General features: G+C 72.8%; 24 protein-coding genes. 14 read left to right on the top strand and 10 right to left on the bottom strand.

Translation table 11 applies throughout. The features are described 5' to 3' along the window. Nucleotides 1-93 (bottom strand): biotin carboxylase N-terminal domain-containing protein (locus ACFZA0_RS32150; protein WP_280842533.1); only part of this gene is annotated, 93 nt, incomplete at its 3' end. Nucleotides 94-451: 358 nt separating this feature from the next. Between ACFZA0_RS32150 and ACFZA0_RS32145 the strand changes: the two genes are divergently transcribed. Beyond that, complete coding sequence (locus ACFZA0_RS32145) at nucleotides 452-982, top strand: hypothetical protein (RefSeq protein ID WP_391023493.1); 531 nt, start codon at nucleotides 452-454, stop codon at nucleotides 980-982. On the opposite strand, the gene ACFZA0_RS32140 is transcribed toward ACFZA0_RS32145, so the two are convergent. From ACFZA0_RS32140 to ACFZA0_RS32125, 4 genes are all read right to left on the bottom strand, one after another. Further along, nucleotides 954-1,571: a Maf family nucleotide pyrophosphatase gene (locus ACFZA0_RS32140; protein WP_391023491.1), complete on the bottom strand. Its 618-nt coding sequence runs from the start codon at nucleotides 1,569-1,571 to the stop codon at nucleotides 954-956. The genes ACFZA0_RS32145 and ACFZA0_RS32140 overlap by 29 nt on opposite strands. A 75-nt stretch (nucleotides 1,572-1,646) precedes the next feature. Then, a complete protein-coding gene (gene mmpB / locus ACFZA0_RS32135; RefSeq protein WP_391023489.1) occupies nucleotides 1,647-1,775 on the bottom strand; it encodes a morphogenic membrane protein MmpB in 129 nt (42 codons plus the stop codon). A 77-nt stretch (nucleotides 1,776-1,852) separates the two neighbouring features. Continuing rightward, on the bottom strand, nucleotides 1,853-2,062 hold the full coding sequence (locus tag ACFZA0_RS32130) for an acyl-CoA carboxylase epsilon subunit (RefSeq protein ID WP_391023487.1): 210 nt from the start codon (nucleotides 2,060-2,062) through the stop codon (nucleotides 1,853-1,855). 19 nt (nucleotides 2,063-2,081) lie between these two features. Continuing rightward, nucleotides 2,082-3,683, bottom strand: coding sequence for a carboxyl transferase domain-containing protein (locus tag ACFZA0_RS32125; protein WP_391023485.1), 1,602 nt, complete (start codon nucleotides 3,681-3,683; stop codon nucleotides 2,082-2,084). A gap of 185 nt (nucleotides 3,684-3,868) precedes the next feature. On the opposite strand from ACFZA0_RS32125, the gene ACFZA0_RS32120 reads away from it, so the two are divergent. Together ACFZA0_RS32120 and ACFZA0_RS32115 are read left to right on the top strand one after the other, a co-directional pair. Further along, complete coding sequence (locus ACFZA0_RS32120) at nucleotides 3,869-4,750, top strand: biotin--[acetyl-CoA-carboxylase] ligase (RefSeq protein ID WP_391023483.1); 882 nt, start codon at nucleotides 3,869-3,871, stop codon at nucleotides 4,748-4,750. 241 nt (nucleotides 4,751-4,991) lie between these two features. Next, nucleotides 4,992-6,155, top strand: a complete 1,164-nt coding sequence (locus ACFZA0_RS32115; protein WP_391023482.1) for an adenylate/guanylate cyclase domain-containing protein — start codon at nucleotides 4,992-4,994, stop codon at nucleotides 6,153-6,155. Between the two features lie 35 nt (nucleotides 6,156-6,190). On the opposite strand, the gene ACFZA0_RS32110 is transcribed toward ACFZA0_RS32115, so the two are convergent. Further along, complete coding sequence (locus tag ACFZA0_RS32110) at nucleotides 6,191-7,153, bottom strand: hypothetical protein (RefSeq protein WP_391023481.1); 963 nt, start codon at nucleotides 7,151-7,153, stop codon at nucleotides 6,191-6,193. 1,717 nt (nucleotides 7,154-8,870) lie between these two features. On the opposite strand from ACFZA0_RS32110, the gene ACFZA0_RS32105 reads away from it, so the two are divergent. From ACFZA0_RS32105 to hutH, 3 genes are all read left to right on the top strand, one after another. Further along, nucleotides 8,871-9,671 carry an enoyl-CoA hydratase-related protein gene (locus ACFZA0_RS32105; protein ID WP_391023480.1) on the top strand — a complete coding sequence of 267 codons (801 nt, stop codon included), beginning with the start codon at nucleotides 8,871-8,873 and terminating at the stop codon, nucleotides 9,669-9,671. Nucleotides 9,672-9,759: 88 nt separating this feature from the next. After that, complete coding sequence (locus tag ACFZA0_RS32100; RefSeq protein ID WP_391023478.1) at nucleotides 9,760-10,965, top strand: diguanylate cyclase domain-containing protein; 1,206 nt, start codon at nucleotides 9,760-9,762, stop codon at nucleotides 10,963-10,965. Nucleotides 10,966-11,029: 64 nt separating this feature from the next. After that, nucleotides 11,030-12,568: a histidine ammonia-lyase gene (gene hutH, locus ACFZA0_RS32095; RefSeq protein WP_391023510.1), complete on the top strand. Its 1,539-nt coding sequence runs from the start codon at nucleotides 11,030-11,032 to the stop codon at nucleotides 12,566-12,568. 100 nt (nucleotides 12,569-12,668) lie between these two features. Here the strand turns inward: hutH and ACFZA0_RS32090 are convergent, their stop codons facing one another. Both ACFZA0_RS32090 and ACFZA0_RS32085 read right to left on the bottom strand, forming a co-directional pair. After that, nucleotides 12,669-13,499 (bottom strand): hypothetical protein, encoded by an 831-nt coding sequence (locus ACFZA0_RS32090; protein WP_391023477.1) that lies wholly within the window; start codon nucleotides 13,497-13,499, stop codon nucleotides 12,669-12,671. A 78-nt stretch (nucleotides 13,500-13,577) separates the two neighbouring features. Then, the gene (locus tag ACFZA0_RS32085) at nucleotides 13,578-13,952 is read right to left on the bottom strand and encodes a hypothetical protein (RefSeq protein WP_391023475.1); all 375 of its coding nucleotides are present in this window, start codon (nucleotides 13,950-13,952) and stop codon (nucleotides 13,578-13,580) included. A 109-nt stretch (nucleotides 13,953-14,061) separates the two neighbouring features. On the opposite strand from ACFZA0_RS32085, the gene ACFZA0_RS32080 reads away from it, so the two are divergent. The 4 genes from ACFZA0_RS32080 to ACFZA0_RS32065 all read left to right on the top strand — a co-directional run bounded on the left by ACFZA0_RS32080 (nucleotide 14,062) and on the right by ACFZA0_RS32065 (nucleotide 18,434). Then, nucleotides 14,062-14,415, top strand: coding sequence for a hypothetical protein (locus tag ACFZA0_RS32080; RefSeq protein ID WP_391023473.1), 354 nt, complete (start codon nucleotides 14,062-14,064; stop codon nucleotides 14,413-14,415). Between the two features lie 274 nt (nucleotides 14,416-14,689). Continuing rightward, nucleotides 14,690-15,934 carry an Ig-like domain-containing protein gene (locus tag ACFZA0_RS32075; protein WP_391023472.1) on the top strand — a complete coding sequence of 415 codons (1,245 nt, stop codon included), beginning with the start codon at nucleotides 14,690-14,692 and terminating at the stop codon, nucleotides 15,932-15,934. A 228-nt stretch (nucleotides 15,935-16,162) separates the two neighbouring features. Next, nucleotides 16,163-17,653: an ABC transporter permease gene (locus ACFZA0_RS32070; protein ID WP_391023470.1), complete on the top strand. Its 1,491-nt coding sequence runs from the start codon at nucleotides 16,163-16,165 to the stop codon at nucleotides 17,651-17,653. 94 nt (nucleotides 17,654-17,747) lie between these two features. Beyond that, nucleotides 17,748-18,434 carry an ATP-binding cassette domain-containing protein gene (locus tag ACFZA0_RS32065; RefSeq protein ID WP_391023469.1) on the top strand — a complete coding sequence of 229 codons (687 nt, stop codon included), beginning with the start codon at nucleotides 17,748-17,750 and terminating at the stop codon, nucleotides 18,432-18,434. Between the two features lie 319 nt (nucleotides 18,435-18,753). Here ACFZA0_RS32065 and ACFZA0_RS32060 read toward each other — a convergent pair whose 3' ends face one another. After that, complete coding sequence (locus tag ACFZA0_RS32060) at nucleotides 18,754-19,320, bottom strand: hypothetical protein (RefSeq protein WP_391023467.1); 567 nt, start codon at nucleotides 19,318-19,320, stop codon at nucleotides 18,754-18,756. 338 nt (nucleotides 19,321-19,658) lie between these two features. On the opposite strand from ACFZA0_RS32060, the gene ACFZA0_RS32055 reads away from it, so the two are divergent. After that, nucleotides 19,659-20,615, top strand: a complete 957-nt coding sequence (locus ACFZA0_RS32055) for a DNA/RNA non-specific endonuclease (protein ID WP_391023465.1) — start codon at nucleotides 19,659-19,661, stop codon at nucleotides 20,613-20,615. Between the two features lie 202 nt (nucleotides 20,616-20,817). After that, complete coding sequence (gene msrA / locus ACFZA0_RS32050) at nucleotides 20,818-21,330, top strand: peptide-methionine (S)-S-oxide reductase MsrA (RefSeq protein WP_391023463.1); 513 nt, start codon at nucleotides 20,818-20,820, stop codon at nucleotides 21,328-21,330. A 61-nt stretch (nucleotides 21,331-21,391) separates the two neighbouring features. Here the strand turns inward: msrA and ACFZA0_RS32045 are convergent, their stop codons facing one another. Beyond that, nucleotides 21,392-22,510: a hypothetical protein gene (locus ACFZA0_RS32045; RefSeq protein WP_391023461.1), complete on the bottom strand. Its 1,119-nt coding sequence runs from the start codon at nucleotides 22,508-22,510 to the stop codon at nucleotides 21,392-21,394. A gap of 308 nt (nucleotides 22,511-22,818) precedes the next feature. On the opposite strand from ACFZA0_RS32045, the gene ACFZA0_RS32040 reads away from it, so the two are divergent. After that, nucleotides 22,819-24,279 (top strand): FG-GAP-like repeat-containing protein, encoded by a 1,461-nt coding sequence (locus tag ACFZA0_RS32040; RefSeq protein ID WP_391023459.1) that lies wholly within the window; start codon nucleotides 22,819-22,821, stop codon nucleotides 24,277-24,279. A 179-nt stretch (nucleotides 24,280-24,458) separates the two neighbouring features. Then, the gene (locus ACFZA0_RS32035; protein ID WP_391023457.1) at nucleotides 24,459-25,613 is read left to right on the top strand and encodes a cystathionine gamma-synthase; all 1,155 of its coding nucleotides are present in this window, start codon (nucleotides 24,459-24,461) and stop codon (nucleotides 25,611-25,613) included. The last annotated feature ends 19 nt before the right edge of the window (nucleotides 25,614-25,632 follow it).

The raw sequence follows: 25,632 nt of genomic DNA, 5'->3' as shown, positions 1-25,632 counted from the left end.
ATACACAGCAACACTCGCGATCCCCGCGTCCCGGCAGGCCCGGGCCACACGGACAGCGATTTCGCCACGGTTGGCGATGAGCACCTTGCGCACGATGACGCTCCCTCCTTGAAACAAGCCGAGTTTAGGGACTGCCGACACGGCATCTCGACCCGTCCCCAATGGTGAGCTTGCCCACACGGAGCGTGATTCGAGGCTCGCTCGACCCGTGAAATCCCTTGTCGCACTGCGGGACACGGGACTCCAACGAGAAACCCTAGTCCCCTGGTGTGGTCAAGGTCTCTGTGAGAGGGTGCCGCGCCCCACATGGTTTCTTTGTCGAGTCCCTACGAACGGCCCAATGATTCTTTGCTCCACGCAGAACCCTTGTCCCGGGGTTTACCCGTTAGTAGCGTTCACGGTGTCACTGACGTACTAGGGGTAACAGCAAGTCGGAAGTGGGTGGGGACCGGTGGTGCGCAGACCGGTGGCATGGGTCGTGGCCGTCGTGCTCCTCGTGGAGGCGTTCGGCGTCGCGGCGGTGAACTGGTTCCTGGGCATCGTCGTGGACCGGCAGGACATGTCGCTCGGCGGCCTCGACCCGGACGCGATGTCGGTGTCGTCGAAGGCCGCCGGGATCGTGTTCGGGCTGTACTTCGTCTTCTGCGCGCTGGTCGCCTTCCTCGTCGCGCTGCGGGACCGGGCGCCCGGCGGGTTCGGCCGCGTGCTGCTGATCAGCGCGGCCGTGGTGCACGCGCTGCTCGGCGCGTTCGCGCTGGCGATGATCAGCACGCTCGCGTTCCTCTTCATGGTCGTGATGCTCGCGCTGATCGTGCTGCTCCTGATGACCTACGACCGCGTGGAGAACCCCGCGCCGGGCGCTCCCGGCGACCGCCCGGCGGACGGACCCACCGACGTCCCGCCCCCGCCCGCGGACGCCCCCCGCCCGTACGGCGACGAGGGGCACGGACCGGTCACGGGGCCGGCGCCCACAACTCCGTGACGTTGACGCCCAGTTCGCCGAGCAGCCGGCGCACCAGCGGCAGGCTGATGCCGATGACGTTGCCGTGGTCGCCCTCGATGCCGTCGACGAACGGCGCGGACCGGCCGTCGAGGGTGAACGCGCCCGCCACGTAAAGGGGTTCGCCGGTCGCCACGTAGGCGGCGATCTCCTCGTCGGACGGCTCGCCGAAGTGGACGACGGTGGAGCCCACGGCCGACGTGTACCGGCCCGAGGCGGTGTCGTGGACGCAGTGGCCCGTCTGGAGGGTCCCGGCACGGCCGCGCATCGCCTTCCAGCGCGCCACGGCCTCCTCGGCGTCCGCGGGCTTGCCGAGCGCCTCGCCGTCCAGGTCGAGCACCGAGTCGCAGCCGATCACCAGGGCGCCGGCCACCTCGGGCCGGGCCGCGACGACGGACGCCTTCGCCTCGGCCAGCGCGAGGGCGAGTTCGGCGGGGGTCGGGGCGCTGACGGCGTCCTCGTCGACCCCGCTCACGATCACCTCGGGGGCGAACCCGGCCTGCCGCAGCAGTCCGAGCCGGGCGGGGGACTGGGAGGCGAGCACGAGCCGCCGACGCGTCTGATCTGTCATACGGCCAGCGTATCCGCGCCGCGCGCACGGCTCACCGGGGTTCGGGGAGGACCCGCGCGGGCCCCACCGGGCGCGTCAGCGCAGCCCGATCACGATCATCGCCGCCACCATGGCCAGCGCCATCAGAACGTAGAGCCGCCGCACCATGCGCTGCGTCTCGCGCAGCTCCTTCGGCGGCTCGTTCTCCGGGTCGGACCACAACATGGCTCCAGCGTGCGACGGGGGCCCGGCGGGCGCCTGAGTACGCGTACTCAGCTTGGCGCCGGCCGGGCCCCCGTCGGCTACGCGGGCCAGTAGGTGCGGCCCCACGCCGTCGGTCCCGGCCGCGGCAGCGCGCGCGCCGCGACGCGTGCCGGGTCGGACCAGGCGTCGGGGGCGGCCTGCGTGCCGTCCGGCGCCGTCGCCGCCGCGGCGGCGCGCACCCGGACCACCGCGAGGGCGGCGGCCAGTTCCTCCGGGGTGGGATTGCCCCGTACCACCTTGATGTTCATGACGCTCCCGACCTCCGTCCTACAGGGGGATGTTGCCGTGCTTCTTCGGCGGCAGGGCCTCCCGCTTGGTGCGCAGTCCGCGCAGTCCGCGCACCACGTGGGCGCGGGTGTCCGAGGGCATGATCACCGCGTCGACGTAACCGCGATCGGCGGCCACGTACGGGTTGAGCAGGGTGTCCTCGTACTCCTGGATCAGCCGGGCGCGCACCGCCTCGGCGTCGCCGTCGGCCTCCGCCCGGGCGATCGTGCGCCGGTGCAGGATGTTGACCGCGCCCTGCGCGCCCATCACCGCGATCTGCGCGGTCGGCCACGCCAGGTTGAGGTCGGCGCCCAGGTGCTTGGAGCCCATCACGTCGTACGCGCCGCCGAACGCCTTGCGGGTGATGACGGTGATCAGCGGGACCGTCGCCTCGGCGTACGCGTAGATGAGCTTCGCGCCGCGCCGGATGATGCCGTCGTGCTCCTGGTCGACACCGGGCAGGAACCCGGGCACGTCCACGAACGTCAGCACCGGGATGTTGAACGCGTCGCAGGTCCGCACGAACCGCGCGGCCTTCTCGCTGGCCTTGATGTCGAGGCAACCGGCGTACTGCATCGGCTGGTTGGCGACCACGCCCACCGGGCGCCCCTCCACCCGCCCGTAACCGGTGAGGATGTTGGGCGCGAACAGCGCCTGCGTCTCGAAGAACTCCGCGTCGTCCAGGACGTGTTCGATCACGGTGTGCATGTCGTACGGCTGGTTCGCGCTGTCCGGGACGAGCGTGTCCAGCTCGCGGTCCTCGTCGGTGACGGCGAGGTCCGCCTCCTCCGCGAACGCCGGGGGCTCGCTGAGGTTGTTGGACGGCAGGTACGACAGCAGCTGCTTGACGTACTCGATGGCGTCCTTCTCGTCCCCGGCCATGTGATGGGCCACGCCCGAGGCGGAGTTGTGGGTGCGCGCGCCGCCCAGTTCCTCGAAGCCGACGTCCTCGCCGGTGACGGTCTTGATCACGTCGGGGCCGGTGATGAACATGTGCGAGGTCTGGTCCACCATCACCGTGAAGTCGGTGATCGCGGGCGAGTACACCGCGCCGCCGGCGCACGGCCCGACGACCAGGCTGATCTGCGGGATCACACCGGACGCGTGCGTGTTGCGGCGGAAGATCTCCCCGTACGCGCCGAGCGACGCGACACCTTCCTGGATGCGCGCGCCGCCCGAGTCGTTGATGCCGATGACGGGACAGCCGGTCTTCAGGGCGAAGTCCATGACCTTGACGATCTTCTGCCCGTAGACCTCGCCGAGCGCGCCGCCGAAGACGGTGAAGTCCTGCGAGAACACGGCGACCGGGCGGCCGTCCACCGTGCCGTAGCCGGTCACCACGCCGTCCCCGTAGGGGCGGTTGGCGTCGAGGCCGAAGGCGGTCGACCGGTGCCTCGCGAACTCGTCGAGCTCCACGAAGGATTCCTCGTCGAGCAGCAGCTCGATCCGCTCACGCGCCGTCAACTTGCCCTTGGCGTGCTGCTTTTCGACGGCCCGCGCGGAACCTGCGTGCGTCGCCTCGTCGATGCGGCGCCGCAGGTCGGCGAGTTTCCCCGCGGTCGTGTGGATGTCGGACTCCTGCGGCTCTACCGGCTCGGACATCGGGATGCGGCTCCCTGCCTGCTCAAGGGGATGTAGGGGGGTGAGGGCGTCTGCGGGGCGGGTACGGGGCGAGGCTGGTCGGTGCTCGGAAACCGGAACGGTTACGCGAACGGCTGTTTCTCCGAAGAGTAGTGGGGCCCCTACCGATCGGCAGTGCGGCGTTTACCACACCTAGGGTGGCTTGCATGACGCCGCGAGATGCAGCAGACGACAACACCCCCGGGCGCGGTCCCGGCCGCTGTTCCGACCTGGACCGCCCGCCGCTGAACGCGGCCGCCCTGCGACGGGCCCTGGTGCGCGACGGCGGCCTCTGGTCCGAGCTGCGGGTCGTGCAGCGCACCGGGTCCACCAACAGCGACCTGGTGGCGCTCGCGGAGGGGGGCGGCGCCGCCGAGGGCACCGTCCTCGTCGCGGAGGAGCAGACCGCCGCGCGCGGCCGCCTCGACCGCCGGTGGACCGCGCCGCCCCGCTCCGGCCTCTTCTTCTCCGTGCTGCTCGACCCCGCCGAGATCCCCGTCGAGCGCTGGGGCTGGCTCCCGCTGCTCACCGGCGTCGCCGTGGCCACGGGCCTGTCCCGCGCGGCCGGCGTGGACACGGCACTCAAGTGGCCCAACGACCTCCTGGTCACCGTGGACGGCGAGGAGCGCAAGGCCGGCGGCATCCTCGCCGAACGCGCGGGCGACCACGGCGTGGTGATCGGTGTGGGCCTCAACGTCACCCTGCGCGCCTCCGAGCTGCCCGTCCCGCAGGCCGGCTCCCTCGCCCTGGCCGGCGCGGCGGGCACCGACCGCGACCCGCTGCTGCGCGGTGTCCTGCGCTCCCTGGAGCAGTGGTACGCCCGCTGGCGCGAGGCGGGCGGCGACCCGGCGGCCAGCGGCCTCCAGGAGACGTACGCGGCGGGCTGCGCCACCCTCGGCCGCGAGGTGCGCGCGGAACTCCCCGGCGACCGTTCGATCACCGGCGAGGCCGTCGCCGTCGACGGTGACGGACGCCTCGTCCTGGCCACCGCGCAGGGCGTGCAGGAACCCGTGGGCGCCGGTGACATCGTCCATCTGCGACCGGCGTGATCCGGCCACCCGAGGCCGCCCCGAGGGCGGGCGCGCGAGCCGCCGCCGGGGCGGTCCCGGAGGTGTCCGGGAGGCGCGTACGGCGGCCCCGCGCGGCACTCCCGGAACGCCGTCCCCGGTGCTCGCACGGTGTGCCGGGGGTCGATCGGGCGTTTGGCCGGGGGAGTGAGCTGGCGCACACCTGCCGTAGAGTTGAGGCCGGTCGATACCGGACCGCGGCATATTCGGAAGGGCATCAGGCGTGACCGTCGACGACACGGGCTCCGGCGCGGATTCGGACGGCCGAGCGGACTCCCCTCGCCACTCGGCCCCGGCCGAGCGCGAGGACGCCCTCGCCCCCGAGAACGGCGAGGACCCGCTGGCGCTGCGCCTCGAACAGCTCATCCTGGGCGCCGAGCGCCGCTACACGCCGTTCCAGGCGGCCCGCAGCGCGGGCGTCTCCATGGAGCTGGCGTCCCGTTTCTGGCGCGCCATGGGCTTCGCCGACATCGGCCAGGCCAAGGCGCTCACCGAGGCGGACGTCCTCGCCCTGCGGCGCCTGGCCGGTCTCGTCGAGGCGGGCCTGCTCAGCGAGGCCATGGCCGTGCAGGTCGCCCGGTCCACCGGGCAGACCACCGCACGTCTGGCCGAATGGCAGATCGATTCCTTCCTGGAGGGCCTGACCGAGCCCCCCGAGCCCGGCATGACGCGCACCGAGGTGACCTACCCCCTCGTCGAGCTGCTGCTGCCCGAGCTGGAGGAGTTCCTCGTCTACGTCTGGCGCCGCCAGCTCGCCGCCGCGACCGGCCGTGTCGTGCAGGCCGCCGACGACGAGGAGATGGTCGACCGGCGGCTCGCGGTCTGCTTCGCCGACCTCGTCGGCTTCACGCGGCTGACCCGGCGCATGGAGGAGGAGGAACTCGGCGAGCTGGTCGAGGCCTTCGAGACCACCGCGGCCGACCTGGTCGCCGCCAACGGCGGACGCCTCATCAAGACCCTCGGCGACGAGGTCCTCTACGCGGCGGACGACGCCGGTGTCGCGGCCGAGATCGCCCTGCGGCTCATCGAGACCATGACGAACGACGAGACGATGCCCGAACTCCGCGTCGGCATGGCCTTCGGCACCGTGACGACACGGATGGGCGACGTCTTCGGCACGACCGTCAACCTCGCGTCGCGGCTCACGTCGATAGCGCCGCGGGACGCCGTCCTGGTCGACGCCGCGTTCGCCGAGGAGCTGATCCGCACCAAGGAGGCGCCCGCCTCCGAGGCGGAGGCCGCCGAGGCCGCGGCCACCGCCGAGAAGGAGGGCGAGGAACCGCCCGGCTACCGCTTCGCCCTCCGCCCGATGTGGCAGCGCCCGGTCCGCGGCCTGGGCGTGGTCGAACCGTGGCTGCTCACCCGGCGGGACGGGGACGCGAAGTAGGCGTCCACTTCGCGGTCCCCGCCGCCGGGTTCCGCTCAGTGCGGCAGCGCGATTCCGAGGTTCACGCACAGCCCGACGACGGGCAGGCAGAGCCCGGAGCCGCCTCCCTGGCCGGAGCCGCCGGAGCCGCCCTGGCCCGAGGTGCCGCCCGTCGCTGACCCGCCGCCGGCCGATCCCGCCGTCGACCCGGTCGACCCGGTCGATCCCCCGGTGCCGCCCGTTCCCTCCGCTCCGCCGGTCGCCGGGGGCGAGGTGTGGGTTTCGCCGCCGGTGCCCGTGCCGGTGTCGCTTCCGGTGTCCCCGCTCGGGCTGGAGCCGTCCGTGCTGTCCGTGCCGTCCTGGGCGGCCGTGGAGCCGCGCCCGCCGCCTCTGCCGTCGGGATCTCCCGCCTGCCCGGCCGCGGTCGCCGCTCCACCGGAGAGATCTGCCGAACCGTTCCCGCTGCTGCCGTCGCGCGAGCCGGACGAGGTCGCGGTGGGGTCGCTCCCGCCCGTCCCGCCGGACGCGAGAGGGCCGCGTGCCGCGTTCTCCGGGACCGGCCCGGACGCCGAGGAGGGTGTCGGTGCGCCCGTACCGGCGGCTTCCGTGGCGGAACCGGCGAGACCGCTCCCGGTGACGTCGGGCTCCGCGTGCCGCTCTCCGCGTGTGCTTCCCGGGCCGGCGTCGGAGTGGTACTCCGGCGCCAGCCGGACCAGCCCGGCGATCACGGCGACGGGCACCATGCCCAGCGCGAGCAGCACCAGTACGCGCGCGGAGCGCGTCCGCCGGTGCCGTCCTCGGAGCCCGCCCAGGGCGGCGGGGGCACGGGACCACCAGGGGCGCGGGGGTACGTCGGCCGCCGGGGACCTGTTGGCGTGCTCGGCGCCCAGTACGCGCGTGTCGGCGACGGGAGCCGCGGCGGTCGTGGAGGCCCGGCCCGCCGCCGTGCGCCTCTTCGCCTTCGCCGGGACGCCGTTCCGGGGCGGGGCGCTCCGCGCGGGGGTCGCCCGGGGGGCCAAGGGGCGCGTGGGTACGGGCGCGGGTACGGCGGCGGTGCGTGCCCTTGTCGCCTCGCGCCCCGCGCCCATGCCGTCCGGTGGCCGGGGCACGCGGGGCCTGCCCTGCTCGGCGGGCACTCCGGCCCGTGGCTGCCGGGCGGCCGGTATGGACCCCGGGGCGGCGCTGCCCTTCGGTCCGCGCGCGGTCGGTTCGGCGGGGCCGCCGGACTGCGGCGGTGTCGGTGCGGGTGCGGCCGGCCCTCCGGTCCTCGGCGACCACGCGGTCGGGCCGCCGCCTACGGGCGTGGCTGCGGGCTCCGCGCGTGTGGCGCCGCCTCTCGGTGCGGTCGCGGGCTCTGCCGGTGCGGCGCCGCCTGTCGGCGTGGCCGAGGGCTTCGCACGCGTACTGCCGCCTACCGGTGTGACCACCGGCTTCGCGCGGGTGCCGCCGCCAGTCGGTGGGACTGCGGGCTCCGCGCGCGTGGCGCCGCCCGTAGGCGTGGTCCCGAACTCCGCACGGGAGCCGCCGCCCGTCGGTGTGACCGGGGGCTTCCCGCGCGTGGCGCCGCCCGTCGGCGTGGACCGGAACCCCGCGCGCGTGGCGCCGCCCGTCGGTGTGGTCCCGAACTCCGCACGGGAACCGCCGCCCGTCGGTGTGACCGGGGGCTTCCCGCGCGTGGCGCCGCCCATCGGCGTGGGCCCGAACCCTGCGCGCATGGCACCGCCCGTCGGTGTGGTCCCGAACTCCGCACGGGAACCGCCGCCCGTCGGCGTGACCGCGGGCTCCGCGCGCGTGGCGCCGCCTGTCGGCGTGGACCGGAACCCCGCGCGCGTGGCGCCGCCCGTCGGTGTGGTCCCGAGTTCCGCCGGTGTGGCGCCACCTGTCGGTGTGACCGGGGGCTTCGCGCGCGTACTGCCGCCCATCGGCGTGGGCCCGAACCCCGCGCGCTCGGCACCCCCCGTCGGTGTGGTCCCGAACTCCGCCGGTGTGGCGCCGCCCACTGATGTGACCGTGGACTCCGCGCGGGAGCCGCCGCCCGTCGGCGTGACCGTGGACTCCGCACGCGTACTGCCGCCTACCCGCGGGCCCGTCGGCTTCGCGCGGGCGCCGCCGCCTACCGGTGTAGCCGCGGGCTCCGCGCGCGTCGCGCCGCCCGTCGGCGTGGGCCCGAACCCCGCGCGCTCGGCACCCCCCGTCGGTGTGGTCCCGAGCTCCGCCTGTGTGGCGCCGCCCACCGGTGTGACCGTGGACTCCGCGCGGGAGCCGCCGCCCGTCGGCGTGACCGGAGGCTTCGCGCGCGTACTTGCGCCTGCCGGTGTGATCGCCGGCCTCGCGCCCGCGCCCGTGCCCGTGTTCTCGGCCCGGCGGTCGCGATCGGTTCGGGCAGGGGCGTCCGGTCCGTCCCCGGCCCCCGTACCGGTGGTGCCCGTACTCCCGCCCGTGCCGCCGTCGCCGTCGTCGGCCCCCCGTGCCGTTCCGCCCGCTCTCACGTTCCCCATCCCGTCCCGTTCCCTCCCCGTGCGCGGCCGCCCCGGGCCGCGCTGTGGCGGACGCACGGTATGCGCTGTGTCGGGCGGTACGACGGGTGTTCGCACGGGATGTCACCCGATCGGGGAATCGTGGGCCGGTCGTCACGGCGGTTCCCGGAGCCGGGGGCCGTCCGTTCTTCCGTCTGTCGGTGCCGCCTGCCATGATCGGGTGCAGGTCTTGTTAACCGACGTTAACCGGGAGGGTGTCATGGGCGGCGAGGAGCGGCGGTTCGGGGAGTTCGTGGCCGTGCGGCGGCACGGGGAGGTCGCGGAGCTGGTGCTCGACCGGCCGCGGGCGATGAACGCCGTGTCGACGGAGATGGCGCGCTCGATCGCCGCCGCGTGCGACGCCCTGGGCGCCGACCGGGACGTGCGGGTGGTGGTGCTGACGTCGTCGCACGAACGGGCGTTCTGTGTCGGCGCGGACCTGAAGGAGCGCAACGCGTTCACCGACGCGGACCTGCTCGCGCAGCGGCCCGTCGCGCGCGCCGCGTACACGGGCGTGCTCGAACTGCCGGTCCCGTCGATCGCCGCGGTGCACGGCTTCGCGCTGGGCGGCGGGTTCGAACTGGCCCTGTCCTGCGACCTGATCGTGGCCGACGCGACGGCCGTCGTCGGGCTGCCCGAGGTGTCCGTGGGCGTGATCCCGGGCGGTGGCGGCACGCAGTTGCTGCCCCGCCGGGTCGGCGCGGCGCGGGCCGCCGAGCTGATCTTCACGGCGCGCCGGCTCCAGGCGGCGGAGGCGCGGGAGCTGGGGCTCGTGGACGAACTGGTCGAGGCGGGCCGGGACACCGAGGAGGCGCTCGCCCTGGGCGCCCGGATCGCGGCGAACTCCCCGGTCGGCCTCCGGGCGGCGAAGCGGGCGCTGCGACTCGGTCACGGGCTCGATCTGCGGGCGGGGCTGGAGGTGGAGGACGCGGCCTGGCGTTCCGTGGCGTTCTCCGGGGACCGGGCGGAGGGGGTCGCCGCGTTCAACGAGAAGCGGGCGCCGCGCTGGCCGGGGGTGTAGCCGGGCGCGCGGCGGGGTCCGGGTCGGGTCGGCCACCTGTTCGCCTCATCGGCGCCCCATAAGTCCGTAAAGTCCATAATCTTGGCCCATGGCAGAGGACAGTCGGCTGGCGGCCGTGGTGGCGATGGCGCAGGGCATGGCCGCGGCGCAGACACCGCGCGGGACGTGGCGGGCGGCGGCGACGGGTGCGCGCCGAGCCCTCGCCGGCAGCTTCGCGGCGCTCTCCGTCTGGGAGCGCGACCTGGGCCGGCTGCGGGTCCTCGTCAACGTGGGGGAGCGCGCCCCCGGCGAGGAGGAGTTCCCGGAGGACGAGACCTATCCCGTGCACCAGTTCGCCGAGATCACCGAGTTCCTGCACGAGCGATGGGCGGGTGGCGGCGAGCCCGACGCCTGGGTGGAGACCGCCGAGGGGCCCGCGGCGGGCCGGCCCGGGTACTGCCACCAGCGGGTCGCCGCCCTGCGCCGCCGAGGACGCGGCTGCTGCGTGGTCGCGCCGATCGTGCTGCACGGCCGCGCGTGGGGCGAGCTGTACGTGGCGCGCCCGGTCGGCGCGCCCCTGTTCGGCCGCGCCGACGCCGACTTCGCGACGGTCCTGGCGGCGGTCGTCGCCGCCGGGATCGCGCAGACCGAGCGGCTGGAGGAGGCCAGGCGGCTCGCGTTCACCGACGCGCTCACGGGGCTCGCCAACCGCCGTGCCGTCGACATGCGCCTGGACGAGGCGGTCGAGCGGCACCGCAGGACCGGGGTCGTCGTGAGCCTCGTTGTGTGCGACCTCAACGGGCTCAAGCGGGTCAACGACACCCTGGGGCACGCCGTCGGCGACCGGCTGCTCGAACGGTTCGGGTCGGTGCTCTCGCTGTGCGGCGCGATGCTGCCCGGAGCCCTCGCGGCGCGCCTCGGCGGTGACGAGTTCTGCCTGCTCGCGGTCGGGCCGCCCGGCGACGACGTGGTCGCGGCGGCCCGGGAGCTGTGCCGCCGCGCGGGGCGCCTGGAGCTGGGCGAGGGGGTGGCGTGCGGGCTCGCGTCGACCGACGACCCGATCGGGGAGGTCCGCTCCGCCCGCCGTCTGTTCCGCCTCGCCGACGCGGCCCAGTACCGCGCGAAGGCGGTCCGTGCCGCCGAGCCGGTCGTGGCCGGCCGTGAGGGCCCGGACGACCCGGTCGTACGCCTCGCGGACACCGCCCCCGACGCTCCCGGGGGCGAACGCCGCCGCTTCCGCGGCCGCCACGACACCGCGCCGGGCGACCCCCGGGGCGGAGCGGACGGGCGGCCGGCGGACGTGACGGACCTGTAAGGGGTGAACCCGGCACCCAGTGGTGACACCGCCGAATTCACTGCGTACGCTCCTGAATATGGATATGCACACTGTGGTGGTGGGGACGTCCGGGGTCACCGCGTCCGACGTTCTCGCCGTGGCCCGCGAGGGCGCCCGGGTCGAGATCTCCGAGGAGGCGCTGGCGGCCCTCGCCGCCGCCCGCGAGATCGTGGACGCGCTGGCCGCCAAGCCGGAGCCCGTGTACGGCGTCAGCACCGGGTTCGGCGCCCTGGCGACGCGGCACATCAGCCCGGAGCTGCGCGCGCAGCTCCAGCGCAACATCGTGCGCTCGCACGCGGCGGGCCTCGGCCCGCGCGTGCACAGCGAGGTGGTCAGGGCGCTGATGTTCCTGCGGCTCAAGACCGTCTGCTCCGGCTACACGGGCGTACGCCCCGAGGTCGCCCGCACGATGGCCGACGTCCTCAACGCCGGCATCACGCCGGTCGTGCACGAGTACGGCTCCCTGGGCTGCTCGGGCGACCTGGCCCCGCTCTCCCACTGCGCGCTCACGCTGATGGGCGAGGGCAACGCCGTGGGCCCCGACGGCGTGGTGCGGACGGCCGCCGAACTGCTCGCCGAGCACGGCATCACCCCCGTCGAACTGCGCGAGAAGGAGGGGCTGGCCCTCCTCAACGGCACCGACGGCATGCTCGGCATGCTGGTCATGGCCCTCGCCGACCTCGACATGCTCTACAAGTCCGCCGACATCACGGCGGCCATGTCCCTGGAGGCGCTCCTCGGCACCGACCGCGTGCTCCTGCCCGAGCTGCACGCCGTGCGTCCGCACCCGGGGCAGGGCGCCAGCGCGGCCAACATGCTCGCCGTCCTCAAGGACTCCGGCCTGACCGGACACCACCAGGACGACGCCCCGCGCGTGCAGGACGCCTACTCCGTGCGCTGCGCCCCGCAGGTCGCGGGCGCCGGACGGGACACCGTCGCGCACGCCCGGCTCGTCGCCGAGCGCGAACTCGCCGCCGCCGTCGACAACCCGCTCGTCCTGCCCGACGGGCGCGTCGAGTCCAACGGCAACTTCCACGGCGCCCCGGTCGCGTACGTGCTCGACTTCCTCGCGATCGCCGCGGCCGACCTGGCCTCCATCGCCGAGCGCCGCACCGACCGGCTGCTCGACAAGAACCGCTCGCACGGCCTGCCGCCGTTCCTGGCGGACGACCCGGGCGTCGACTCGGGCCTGATGATCGCGCAGTACACGCAGGCCGCCCTGGTCAGCGAGATGAAGCGGCTCGCCGTACCGGCCTCCGCCGACTCGATCCCGTCCTCCGCGATGCAGGAGGACCACGTCTCGATGGGCTGGTCCGCCGCGCGCAAGCTGCGCACCGCCGTCGACAACCTCGCGCGCGTACTCGCGATCGAGCTGTACGCGGCCGGCCGCGCCGTCGAGCTGCGCGAGGGCCTCACCCCGGCGCCCGCCACCCGCGCGGCCGTCGCCGCGGCGCGTGCCGCGGGCATCGCCGGGCCCGGCCCGGACCGTTTCCTGGCGCCCGACCTGGCGGCGGCGGAGGCGTTCGTGCGCGAGGGCGGACTCGTCGAGGCCGTGGAGCCGGTCACCGGCCCGCTGCGCTGACCCGGAGCCCGGCCCGCTGCTCCGACGCGGCGAGAACGCAGGACGCCGGTGCCGGACCCCGCGAGGGGCCCGGCACCGGCGTCTTCGCGCGTCGGGGCGGTTACTCGAACTTGCCCTCCTGGGCCTTCAGCACCGCGGGGTCGACCGGGTAGGCCTTGCCGGACAGCATCCTGCCGAGGTTGATCGTGTAGTAGACGGCGACGGTCGAACCGTGCCGGACCGCCTCGGCGTGCGCGACGCCCTCCTCGCCCTCGGACGACATCGTCACGGCGAACGCCACCGACTCGTCGCCGGCCGCGGCCGGCTTCTCGGCGGTGACCTTGGTGATCTCCTGCTTCTCGCCGCCGGTGACCGTGAAGCCGCCCGAGCACTTCGCGACCGCGTCCGAGAGGGACTTCATGGTCGCCGCGGCGCCGTCGCCGTCGTAGGACGAGAGGCCGACCATGGTGACGTTGATGCTCATCGCGTCGGTCATCGAGTTCTCGATGTCCTCGTCGGACATGTCTTCGAGCGACGCGGTCGTCGACGGGGACGGGCCCTCGGTCTGCTGCACGAGGCGCTCGGCGTCCGCCGCGGAGTCGCCCGGCGCGAAGCCGGTGACGGCGTACCCGAGGGGCGCGCAGGCCGTGTCGGCGACCTTGACGTCCGACTTCGAGGCCGCGTACGCGTCCTCGCCGGTCAGCCCGCCGACCTTGTAGCCGTCGACGTCGGCGGTCGTGACGATCAGCTTCTTCAGCTCGGCCGCGCCGAGCGCCTTCCCCGTCGAGGCGTCGGAGCCCGACGCGGCGTCCGAGGACGCGGAGGAGGAGCCGGAGGCAGGGCCGGAGCCCTTGTCCCCGTCGGTGTCCCCGCCGCAGGCCGTGAGGAGGGCGAGGGACAGGGCGCCCACGGCGAGAGTGGTGCCGCCGCGCAGCACAAACGATCTTTCCATGAGCGGACTATGAAGCCCAGGTGAAAGAATCGTCAAGTATTTTAAAAGTATCGCGATGGGGGTGTGATCGGGGAACCGTCAGAAACCCAGACGTTCCCGGCGAATCGAATACACCACGAACCCCGCGCCCACCCCCAGGAACAGCGTTCCGCCGACGACGTACGGCGTGGTGTCCACGCTGCCGGTGTCGGCGAGCGCGGTGCCGTCCGAGGCGGTCGAGGTGCCGGACGGACCGGCCGTGGCGGGCCGCGCGGAGCCCGTCGGGGTGTCCGAGGCGGCGGCGGAGATCGCTCTGGCCTGCTGTGTGGCCTGCGGCGAAGCCGCGTCCGACGCGGCCGCCGCGTCCGGCCCCGCGTGCTCCGCGGAGGCGTGCGCGGACGGGACGAACCAGAGGGCGCCCAGCAGGGTGGCGGCGGCGGTGGCGGTCAGCAACGAACGGCGAGCGGATGACACGGAATATCGATCCCCTTGTGGCGCTGGCGAATTGGCCGTGTGGCCCGATGCTAGTGAACCGCGCGGGTCGTGGGAAAGTCGTGGAGGCTACGGGACTTACGCTCCCGGCATGAGCACTCCGGAGACATCACGCTTCGTACGCCTTCGTGTCGATCTGGTACTGGAGGTCGACGACGAGAACGCCGTGACCGAGGCCGCGCTGCGGCGGATCGCCGAGGACGACGGTATGCCCGCCGACGAGCGGGTACACGCCGAGGACGCTGTGGCGGAGGACACCGCCGAGGCCCTGGCCTATCTCGTGGACCCGTTCGACCTGGTAGGCGAGATGCCGGGCATCGAACTGGCGCAGGCTTCCTGGTCCAGCGAGGAGATCGACTACGACCCCGACGCACCGGATTGGGAGTTCGACGAGGATGAGTCCGAGGAGGAGGGCGACGCGCACGGCGCGGAGCGCACCGGCTGACGCGCGGAGCATGGCGGCCGGGCCGGAAGGGCATGCTCCGGCGGGGCCGACGGGCGGCACGACTTGGGAAAAACGTGACCCCGGAGGGCAACCGCCGTCCGGGGTTCCGTCGTCTCACAGGTCGCACGGACGGACACCCGGGCCCACTGTGGCGAACGTGGTGTGCCCCACACATCCAAAGGATGTGGAAGGGGACGAACCGGTCGTAGCGTTGAAGGTTCCCGATGGGACCACTCGGGATTCCGGGGATTCGGCAACAATGGAGAAGCGTGTGATGACGGACGGTAAGCGGCGCAAGGGCCTGATGGCCGCGTCCGCGCTGCTCGGCGGCGTAATGATGCTCTCGGCCTGTTCCGGGAGCGACGATGCGGCGGCGGGCGGCGGCGACACCTCGCAGGCGAAGGCCGACGAGGCGGCGGCGCAGAAGACGTCCGAGGCGGACATCACGGTCACGCCCAAGGACGGGTCGACCAACGCCTCCATCAACAACTCCGGGATCGTCAAGGTCACCAAGGGCACGCTGACCGACGTCAAGGTGACCACCGAGTCCGGCACGGCCGTGACCGGCGCCCTCACCGCCGACAAGACGAGCTGGAAGCCCAGTTCCCAGCTGGAGCGCGCCACCACCTACAAGGTGACGGCCACGGCCGAAGACTCCAAGGGCCGCGCGGCCCACGAGAACGCGTCCTTCACCACGGTCGCGCCCTCGAACAGCTTCATAGGGAACTTCACGCCGGACGACGGCACCACCGTCGGCGTCGGCATGCCCGTGTCGATCAACTTCGACAAGGCGATCACCAACAAGGCGGCCGTCCAGAAGGGCGTCACCGTCAACTCCAGCAGCGGCCAGGAGGTCGTCTGCCACTGGTTCGGCAACCAGCGCATGGACTGCCGCCCCCAGGACTACTGGAAGGCCGGCTCCACCGTCACGATGAAGCTGGCCCTCGACGGCGTCGAGGGCGCGAACGGCGTCTACGGCGTGCAGCAGAAGACGGTCACCTTCCACATCGGCCGCAACCAGGTCTCGACCGTCGACGCCAAGACCAAGCAGATGACGATCACCCAGGACGGCAAGGTGATCAAGACCATCCCGATCTCCGCCGGCGCCCCCGACCACACCACGTACGAGGGCCAGATGGTCATCTCGGAGAAGTTCAAGCAGACCCGCATGAACGGCGCGACGGTCGGCTTCACCGACGACGACGGCAAGGGCGAGTACGACATCAAGGACGTGCCGCACGCCATGCGGCTGACCACGTCCGGCACGTTCGTGCACGGCAACTACTGGGGCGCCAAGTCCGTGTTCGGCAACGAGAACACCAGCCACGGCTGCGTGGGCCTGTCGGACACCAAGGGCGCCAACGACCCGAACACGCCCGCCGCCTGGTTCTACAACCACTCGATCGTCGGTGACGTCGTGGTCGTCAAGAACACCGGTGACAAGACGGTCGCCCCGGACAACGGCCTCAACGGCTGGAACATGGACTGGGCGCAGTGGAAGGCGGGTTCGGCCGTCTGAGCCGAACACCCCGGGCCCTGACGCCCGGCTCCTGATCCCCGGTCCGTGCGACGAGGGCGGCCACCCGCGAGGGTGGCCGCCCTCGTCGCCGTTCGCGCAGCGTGCGCACAGCCCCGGAGCGTTTCCAACAGCTCCGTCCGGGGCGGCTGCTGGGACTGTGACAGGCTTCTCATCATTCTTTTATGACGGCCTTATGGCTTCATCACGGTCCCTACCTACCTTGCGGCCATGTTCTTCACCTACTTGAGGCGCGAACTGCGCCGCCGCAGAAAGGCGGCCCTCGTCGTCGCCTCAGGGCTCGCGCTGGGCATCGCCCTGGTCATCGTGGTCAGTTCCGTGTCGTCCGGCATGGGCAAGGCGCAGGACAAGGTGCTCCAGTCGCTGTACGGCCTGGGCACGGACATGACGGTCTCCAAGGCCGCGACGGCGACCGGAAGTGCCGCCCAGCGGCCGAAGTTCAACTTCGACGCACAGAACAACGACGCGTCCAAGACGCAGAGCAGCGACCAGGTCCGCGTCCAGGGCTTCTCCACGCTCGCGTCCTCGACCGTCACCAAGGTCGCCGGCCAGCAGGGCGTCGCCGGCGCCGCGGGCGGGCTCAGCCTGAACGTGGTCAAGGTCAGTGGCCAGTTCAAGCAGGGCCAGTTCAAGCAGTCCCAGGGCGGCGGCGACCAGCAGGGCGGCCGGGGCAACGGCGGCGGCAACGGCCAGCCGCAGGGCCAGGTCCAGGGCGGCGGCGCCAACTTCGACGTCAACAGCTACACCGTCTACGGCACCGACGTCAGCAAGCCGGCCCTCGGCCCGCTGACCTCCTCGAAGATCACGAGCGGTCGCACCTTCAAGACCTCCGAGACGAACGCCAAGGTCGTCGTCGCGGACAAGTCGTACGCGAAGGAGAAGAAGCTCGCCGTCGGTGACACCGTCACCATCAAGAGCGTCAAGTACAAGCTCATCGGCATCGCGACGCCCGACAGCGGCGACGCGGCGGCCAACCTCTACCTGCCGCTGACGCAGGCCCAGACCCTGAGCGACAACAAGAACAAGGTCACCACGGTCTACGTCAAGGCGTCGGACTCGAAGCAGATCAGCGCGGTCAAGAAGACCATCCAGAAGAACATCTCCGGCACCACGGTCACCACCTCCGCCGACCTCGCGGACACCGTCTCCGGTTCGCTCTCCACCGCCTCCAACCTCGCGACCAGCGTGGGCAAGTGGCTCTCCATCGCGGTGCTCGTCGCCGCCTTCCTCGTCGCCGGCCTGCTCACCTCCTCCGCGGTCTCCCGCCGGGTGCGCGAGTTCGGCACCCTCAAGGCGCTCGGCTGGAAGTCCGGCCGGGTGACCCGCCAGGTGGTCGGCGAGGCCATCGTCAACGGCCTCGTCGGCGGTGTCCTCGGCATCGCGGTCGGCCTGGCCGGCGCGTACGTCGTCACCGCGATCAGCCCGACCCTCCAGGCGCAGCTCGGCAACGCGGCGTCCGGCGGTGGCGGTGGCTTCCCCGGCGGCGGCGGTGGCGGGGGCTTCCCCGGCGGCGGCGCCGGCGGTCCCGGCAGGCAGGCGGCCGCGAAGACCCTGGAGGTCGCGCTCACCGCCCCGGTCAGCCTCAGCACCATCGGCGTCGCGGTCGGCCTGGCCGTCGCGGGCGGCCTGATCGCCGGTGCCTTCGGCGGCTGGCGCGCGTCCCGGCTGCGTCCCGCCGACGCGCTGCGCCGCGTCGAGTAGCGCCCGCCCGCAAGGTCCGCACGGCTCACGCGGCATCGGCGCCTGTCCCGCGCGACAGGCCCCGACCCCCTTTCGTATCCCAGGAGTTGGCACCATGTACGAACTCAGAGGCGTCACCAAGCGCTACAAGCGGGGCAAGGACACCGTCGACGCGCTCGGCGGCGTCGACCTCACCATCGCGGACGGCGACCGGCTCGTCATCCAGGGCCCCACCGGCGGCGGCAAGTCGACCCTCCTCCAGATGCTCGGCGGTCTGGACCGGCCCACGTCCGGCGAGGTCGTCCTCGACGGTGTCGACCTGGCCAAGCTGTCGGAGTCCCGCCTCACCAAGGTGCGCAGCGAGAACATCGGCTTCGTCTTCCAGTCCTTCAACCTGATCCCGACGCTCACCGCCCAGGAGAACGTCGAGACGGCCCTCGTCCCGCTCGGCGTCAAGACCAAGGAACGGCGCGAACGGGCCGCCGAGGCACTGAAGTCGGTCGGCCTCGGCGAGCGGCTCGGCCACGTCCCGGGCGAGATGTCCGGCGGCCAGCAGCAGCGCGTCGCCATCGCCCGCGCCCTGGTCAAGAACCCGAAGGTGCTCCTCGCGGACGAGCCCACCGGCAACCTCGACGAGTCGATGCGCGACGAGATCATGGACGTCCTCCAGCGCATGTGGAAGGAACTGGGGCTGACCTTCATCATGGTCACCCACGACTCGTCGATCGCGAAGAAGGCCCCGCGCCTGGCGACGATCCGCAAGGGCAAGATCACCGTCAAGGAGAACGCGCAGGCGTCGTAACGGTGCGCCCCACGCGGCGACCACCGCGCCCCCCCGAACACCCCTCGTCACGGACGCACTTGAGCCGGGACGGGGGGTGCGGTGCTGCCGGGTCCCGGCGGGGCGCCCGGGGGCGGGCACTCGGCGGCCCCTGCGCGTCCTCGCGCTCGTCGGCGCCTGGCACGGTCGTCGGCTGCACCTGCCGTTGACGAAGGCGGCGGGGGAGAGCGTGACGGACGCGGCAGCGATCACGCGGTCCGCGCCTGTCGTGCTGCTGCGGGACGCGTCCCGTCCGCAGGGCTTCGCCGTGCCTCTTGAGTTTCCGCCCGCCGGTCGTTCCCTATGTGGCGTCGAAGGACCAGAAAACCCCGACCTCGGTCCCGGAAACGGCGAGAAGTCCTACGTCCCAGTCGTGCTCACTGAAGGGGTCGCAGCCCTTGAGGGGGGAGTAGAAGTCCGTGGCGTCCCCCACCCCGTACCAGGCGTTGGTGAAGAATTCCGCCTCCGCTGCCGGGAAACGGGCCAGCAGGATCCGCGCCTTCTTCTCCAGCGCGGGGCGGTCGGCCTCGAAGCCGGGTTCCCTGGTCACATCCAGCCAGTTGGTCGAGATCGCGACGAGGAGACGTTCGGCCCCGCTGGGCTGGATCTTCCGCAGCCGGGCACGCCATTCGGAAGGCCCCGGCGGTACGAGCGGTGCGATCCGGCCGGGGCTCCACTCGTCGTCCTCCTCCTCGTAGAACTCCCGAGCCTTCCACCCGCGCGGATCGCGGGTCTTCCTGCGCAGCAGTGCGGCGACGTCGAGTTCCCAGTCTTCGTGCCGACGCGGGCCCACGACGACGACCGCGCAGCGCTTCTCGTACAGGGTCAGGGCCGCGGCCCAGGCGTCCGCGTCCGGATCGGTTGTCATGCTGTCTCCCGGGAGAGGGCCGATCCGGAGCGCAGGCCCGGTGCGGCGGACAGGGTCCGACTCATCTCGGCGCACTCCGTTCCGCCGTCCGTATGCAGTCCTGTGTACTTCTGGGCGGACGTGAGGTCCGGAAAGCTCGACGCGGCCGGGATGGAGCCCGTTGCTGTCGGCCTGGTCGCGGAGGCGCTGGAGCAACTGCGTGTCGAATCGGCGAGAGTGGCATCAACCGCACATCTCCGCCCGCTTGTTCACTAGCATTGATGCCCGCAGTGAGTACCGAGCACGCAAGGCCGTCGACACCGCACCTCCCCGCTCCACCGGCGAAGGGACACCCTGTCATGGCATCCGCATCTGCGTCCGAGCCCACGCCCGTCACGCCCGCCGCCCCTGCCAGGCCCGGAGCCTCGGTGCCCGTTCAGCGCACCGCGTCCGCCAGGCCCGCCGTCGTGCCGGAGGCGGACGCGCCGGCCGGGGCCCAAGTCGTCGGCTACGACCCCGACTTCCTCGGGACGCGCATCGACGTGCCGGAACTCGATGCCGAACTCCAGCCGGACGCCGTGCTGTTGGACGGCTCGGCCATAGTTCCGTACACGCACTTCTCGCTCACGCTGAGCGCCTCCCGCCGTTTCGCCTTCTGGGTGGCGTGGAACATCGACGGCGGGCTGATCAAGAAGCTGTCCCGCACCGGCATCGACTTCGTGAAGGACCCGCGGCTGCCCGCCGACGTCCAGGTCGGCAACGAGCTGTACGAGGGCAACGACATCGACCGCGGCCACCTCGCCCGCCGCGCGGACCTGCTCTGGGGCACCCTCCCGGAGGCGGGGAGGGCCAACACCGACTCGTTCTACTACAGCAACATCACCCCGCAGATGGCCAACTTCAACCAGGCGGCCAGGAGCGGGCTCTGGGGCGAGCTGGAGGACGCCGTCTTCGAGGACGTCGACATAGACGACCTGCGCGTCTCCGTCTTCGGCGGTCCCGTGTTCCGTGACGACGACCGTGTCTACCGGGGCGTGCGCATACCGCGCGAGTTCTGGAAGACGATCGTCTTCACCGGCGGAGGCACCCTGGGCGCGCGCTCCTTCCTGCTCACCCAGAACCTCGACCACCTGGAGACGGTCCTCGACCTCGACGACTTCCGCGTCTACGAGGTCACCGTCGGCGAGCTGGAACAGCGCACCCGCCTCCGCTTCCCCGTCGCCCTGCACGCCGCCGACGCCCCGGCGGCCCTCGCCGCCGGGACGGGCGGGCGTGCCCCGCTGGAGAGCACGGCGGACATCCGCTGGACGGCCTGAGCGCAGCCCGGCCGCACCCGCCCCGCTTCCGGCTGCGCCGCGTGGGCGACGCGACACCGCCGGTCACCGCGGCAGCGGCCCTGCGCCACCCCCCACGCGCGCGGAATCGCCCGCACCCCTCGCGTGTTGACCCCAGTGGGTACGCGACCGGCGTGAGCCGGGGCGGCCCGAGTGATCGATCCACGGACATGGGAGGACCGCAATGGCTGCGCAGACGCAGAGGGCCGTGCTGGCGGGAGGATGCTTCTGGGGCATGGAGGAACTGGTCCGGCGGCTGCCCGGCGTGACGGCGACCCGGGTCGGCTACACCGGCGGCGACGTGCCGAACGCCACGTACCGCAACCACGGGACGCACGCGGAGGCCATCGAGATCCTCTTCGACCCGGAGCGGACCGACTACCGCGCGATCCTGGAGTTCTTCTTCCAGATCCACGACCCGAGCACCAAGAACCGCCAGGGCAACGACATCGGCCTCAGCTACCGCTCGGCGATCTACTACGTGGACGACGAGCAGAAGCGGATCGCCGAGGACACGATCGCCGACGTCGACGCCTCCGGTCTGTGGCCGGGCAAGGTCGTCACCGAGGTGGAGCCGGTCGGCCCCTTCTGGGAGGCCGAGCCGGAGCACCAGGACTACCTGCAGAAGTACCCCGAGGGCTACACCTGCCACTTCCCGCGGCCGGGCTGGAAGCTCCCCGCCCGCGCGCAGGGCTGACCTCCGGGGGAACCACGTGGAGGCCGGATCACCGGCCTCCCGGCGGCCGGCCGGGGCGGCGTCAGTGCGGCAGCGACGCCGGGTTGCCGCCGTTGGCCTCGTAACCGGCCACCGCCAGCGCCCGGTAGACGGCGAACTCCGCCGCCGGATCGGCGGAGAGGGTCCAGGGCAGAGCGCCCACGTGACCGTCGACGTGGGTGATCTGGTCCATCGCCTCGGCCCAGCGCTCGCCGCGCACGAGGAAGAAGACCAGAAGGTGCCGGACGTGCGGGAGCATCGGGTCGTCCGGGCGGGCCGACCGCACGGCGAAGAGCGCGCCGTGCACCGCGCGCGTGACGGTCTCGCTCTGGTGGAAACCGCGGACCAGGTTCACCTCGGGCAGGTGCTCGAAGACCGAGAACAGCGGCATCGCCGCCAGCAGGGATCCGTGCGGCGCGCGGGCGGCCGCCGCCTCGGCGAACGCCGTCGCCACCTCGCGGGAACCGTGCCACTTCTCGCACCAGTAGTGCAGCGCGGCCAGGTGCGCGCCCATGTGCGCGGGCGCGCGGTCCAGGATCTTCAGCCAGAGCTGTTCGAAGTCGGCCTGCGGGTAGGCGAGGCCCCTGGCCACCGCCAGCTCCACGATGTACGGGACGGGGTCGCCGGGGGACAGCAGCGCGGCCCGGCCGCACGTCTCCCGCGCCTCCTCCATGATGATGCGGAACTCGTCGGTGCCCGGCGCCGACGTGCGCCACGCCTGCTGCACCAGGAACTCGGCATGCACGGCCGCGCCGCCCGCGTCCTTCGGCGCCTCCGCCCGCCACACCCGCAGCCACTGTCCGCCCGGCGTCTCGCTCACCCCGCCGGGCCGCTGCTGGAGTTCCAGCGCCGCGGCACCCGCGAAGGCCTGCACGCGCTGCCAGCGCAGTTCGTCGGAGATGCCGGTGCCGGCGAGCAGCTGGGACGCCGCGCGGTAGTCCTGGGTGCGCTGCACGACGTCGAGGACGTCCAGCAGATCCTGGTCGGGGCCGGGCAGGCGGACGTCCTGTTCCTCCTCGCGCAGGAAGCCGTAGTTCTCCGGGTCCGCGGCGTCGGGGTCGCCCGGCGAGACGAGCCGAATGCCGCCGCGGCTGCGGCGCAGCAACGACGTCGCCACGAAGCCGATCATGACCAGCGCCATCAGGACCCAGAGAATCTGCATGCTCCAAGCGAACCAGACCGGCCCGACAATTGGCCAACCCCACCCCCGGGCCCTGTGGAAAACCCCGCCCCGCGACCGCTCGTTCCCGCCCCGTTCACCCGGTGTTCTCCCTGGTCGCGGGCGCAAAAAAGAGGTCGGGAAACATCGCGGGCCGCGTACAACCATGCCTGTGTCCCGCCTGTCTCACCATCGCCCGCCGTCCGTACCGCCAGACGCGACCGCGACCGGTTCGCGCCGGACGGAGGGTCACATGGACCGGGATCCGCCCCGAGGGCGGGTCCCCGTAGGACGCAGGAGCAGAGAACTCCATGCACCAGCATCTCCGTACCGCCCTCGCGACGGCCACGGCCGCCGCGCTCACCGGCGGTCTGCTGACCCTCGCGGCGACCGCGCCGGCCGCCGCGGCCGACGCGGTCACGCACCCCGTCGCCGACTTCAACGGCGACGGCATCGGCGACGTGGCCTACTCGGCCCCCACGTCCACCGTCGCCGGTCACAAGTACGCCGGGAACCTCGTCGTCATGTACGGCTCCGCGACCGGCATCAACGGCGTGAACCGCAAGACGATCAACTACAACACCGCCGCCGTCGCCGGAACCCCCGGCACGGGTGACGAGTTCGGCGCCCTCAGCGCGGTCGGCGACTTCGACGACGACGGCTACGACGACCTCGCCGTGACCGCCCCGTGGAAGTCGGTGGGCGGACACGCGCGCGCCGGCATGGTGACCCTGCTGTGGGGCTCCCCGGGCGGGCTGACGGGCGGCACGACGCTCGCCGACCCGTCGTCGGCCGCCAACCGCCAGTGGGGGCAGGCCGTCGCCGCAGGCGACTTCGACGGTGACGGCAAGGACGACCTCGCCGTCGGCGCGGACGCCGCTTCCGTCTGGGTGTTCAAGAAGGGCATCAGCCGCAAGGGCGTCGCCGTCGCCAGGGGCACCGTCAAGGCGCCGATCGTGGCGGGCGGCGGCAGCGGCCCGCTCAGCCTCACGGCGGGCGACGTCACCGGCGACCACCGCACCGACCTGGTGGTGGACGGCTACGACCCGAAGACGGCCCAGCAGTGGAACGCGAACTACTTCATCCCGGGGACCGCCTCCGGACTGAACGCGGCGGCCGCCGTGAAGCTCGCGCCCGGTGTCATCACCGGCATCGCCGACGTCAACAAGGACGGCAGGGGCGACATCGTCACCGGCATGTCGTGGGACCCGTCGACGGGCGTGCCCGGCGCGGTCACCGGCGGCAAGGTGACGATCCGCTACGGCTCCTCCTCGGGCCCCGCGGGCACCACCGCCATCTCGCAGAACACCGGCAACGTCCCGGGCGGCTCCGAGACCGGCGACGGGTTCGGCAGCGAGCTGTCGCTGGGTGACGTCAACGGCGACGGCTACGCCGACCTGGCCGTCGGTTCGTGGGGCGAGGACCTGGGCACCGCGAAGGACACCGGCGCGGTCACCGTCCTGTACGGCTCGGCGAGCGGCATCGACACCAGCAGCGGCGCCCAGTACTTCGACCAGGACACGGCCGGGGTGCCCGACACCAACGAGTCGAACGACCTGTTCGGCTGCGAGATCAAGCTGACCGACGTCACGGGCGACGGCCGGGCCGACCTCACGGTCGGCGACTGCGACGAGAACACCAACGGCGCGGTCTTCTACCTGCCGTCGAACGGTACGAAGATCACCGCCACCGGGAGCCGCGAGATCTTCGCGTCCTCCGTGGGCGTGGACGCGGACGGCCACCCGTACTTCGGCATGAACGCCGCCGACTAGTACGTACGCGAGGTTCCCCGGCGCGTGCGCGGGTCCGGTGCGTACGCGCGTACCGGACCCGCGTACCGCCGCGGTGGCGCGCGGCCCCGGATCCGGCCGCCGCCTCCGGGGCCGTTTTCGGCCCCCGCGGGCCGACGCCCGCTCCGCGGGCCCGCCCGCGCTCTGTACGCTCTGTCCGCATGAGTGACAGGCACATCAGTCAGCACTTCGAGACCCTGGCGATCCACGCGGGCAACACCGCGGATCCCCTCACCGGCGCGGTCGTCCCGCCGATCTACCAGGTCTCCACGTACAAGCAGGACGGCGTCGGAGGACTGCGCGGCGGCTACGAGTACAGCCGCAGCGCCAACCCGACCAGGACCGCGCTGGAGGAGAACCTCGCGGCGCTGGAGGGCGGGCGGCGCGGTCTGGCGTTCGCGTCCGGACTGGCGGCCGAGGACTGCCTGTTGCGCACGCTGCTCGCGCCCGGCGACCACGTGGTCATCCCCAACGACGCGTACGGCGGCACCTTCCGGCTGTTCGCCAAGGTCGTCTCGCGCTGGGGCGTCGAGTGGTCCGTCGCGGACACCTCCGACCCGGCGGCGGTGCGCGCCGCGCTCACCCCGCGCACCAAGGCCGTCTGGGTGGAGACCCCGTCCAACCCGCTGCTCGGCATCACGGACATCGCGGCCGTCGCGCAGATCGCCCGGGACGGCGGCGCCCGCCTGGTCGTCGACAACACCTTCGCCACCCCCTACCTCCAGCAGCCGCTCGCGCTCGGCGCGGACGTCGTCGTGCACTCCCTGACCAAGTACATGGGCGGCCACTCCGACGTCGTCGGCGGCGCCCTGGTGGTGGCCGACGAGCAGCTCGGCGAGGAGCTCGCCTACCACCAGAACGCGATGGGCGCGGTGGCCGGCCCGTTCGACTCCTGGCTGGTGCTGCGCGGCGCCAAGACGCTCTCCGTGCGCATGGACCGGCACAGCGAGAACGCCGCCAAGGTCGCCGACATGCTCACCCGCCACGCGCGCGTGACGCGCGTGCTGTACCCGGGCCTGCCCGACCACCCCGGGCACGAGGTCGCCGCCAAGCAGATGCGCGACTTCGGCGGCATGATCTCGTTCCAGGTCGAGGGCGGCGAGGAGGCGGCCGTCGAGGTGTGCAACCGCACCGAGGTGTTCACCCTGGGCGAGTCGCTGGGCGGCGTCGAGTCGCTGATCGAGCACCCCGGGCGCATGACGCACGCGTCCGCCGCGGGTTCGGCGCTGGAGGTCCCCGCGGACCTGGTGCGCCTGTCCGTCGGCATCGAGAACGTCGACGACCTGCTCGAGGACCTCAAGAACGCGCTCGGCTAGGCCGGTTACCGGGGTGCCC

It is taken from the genome of Streptomyces sp. NPDC008150 (assembly GCF_042956945.1).
In the GTDB taxonomy this organism is placed as follows: domain Bacteria; phylum Actinomycetota; class Actinomycetes; order Streptomycetales; family Streptomycetaceae; genus Streptomyces.
Note: the sequence above shows the minus strand (reverse complement) of the source record. Positions and strands in the feature narration are given on the sequence as shown.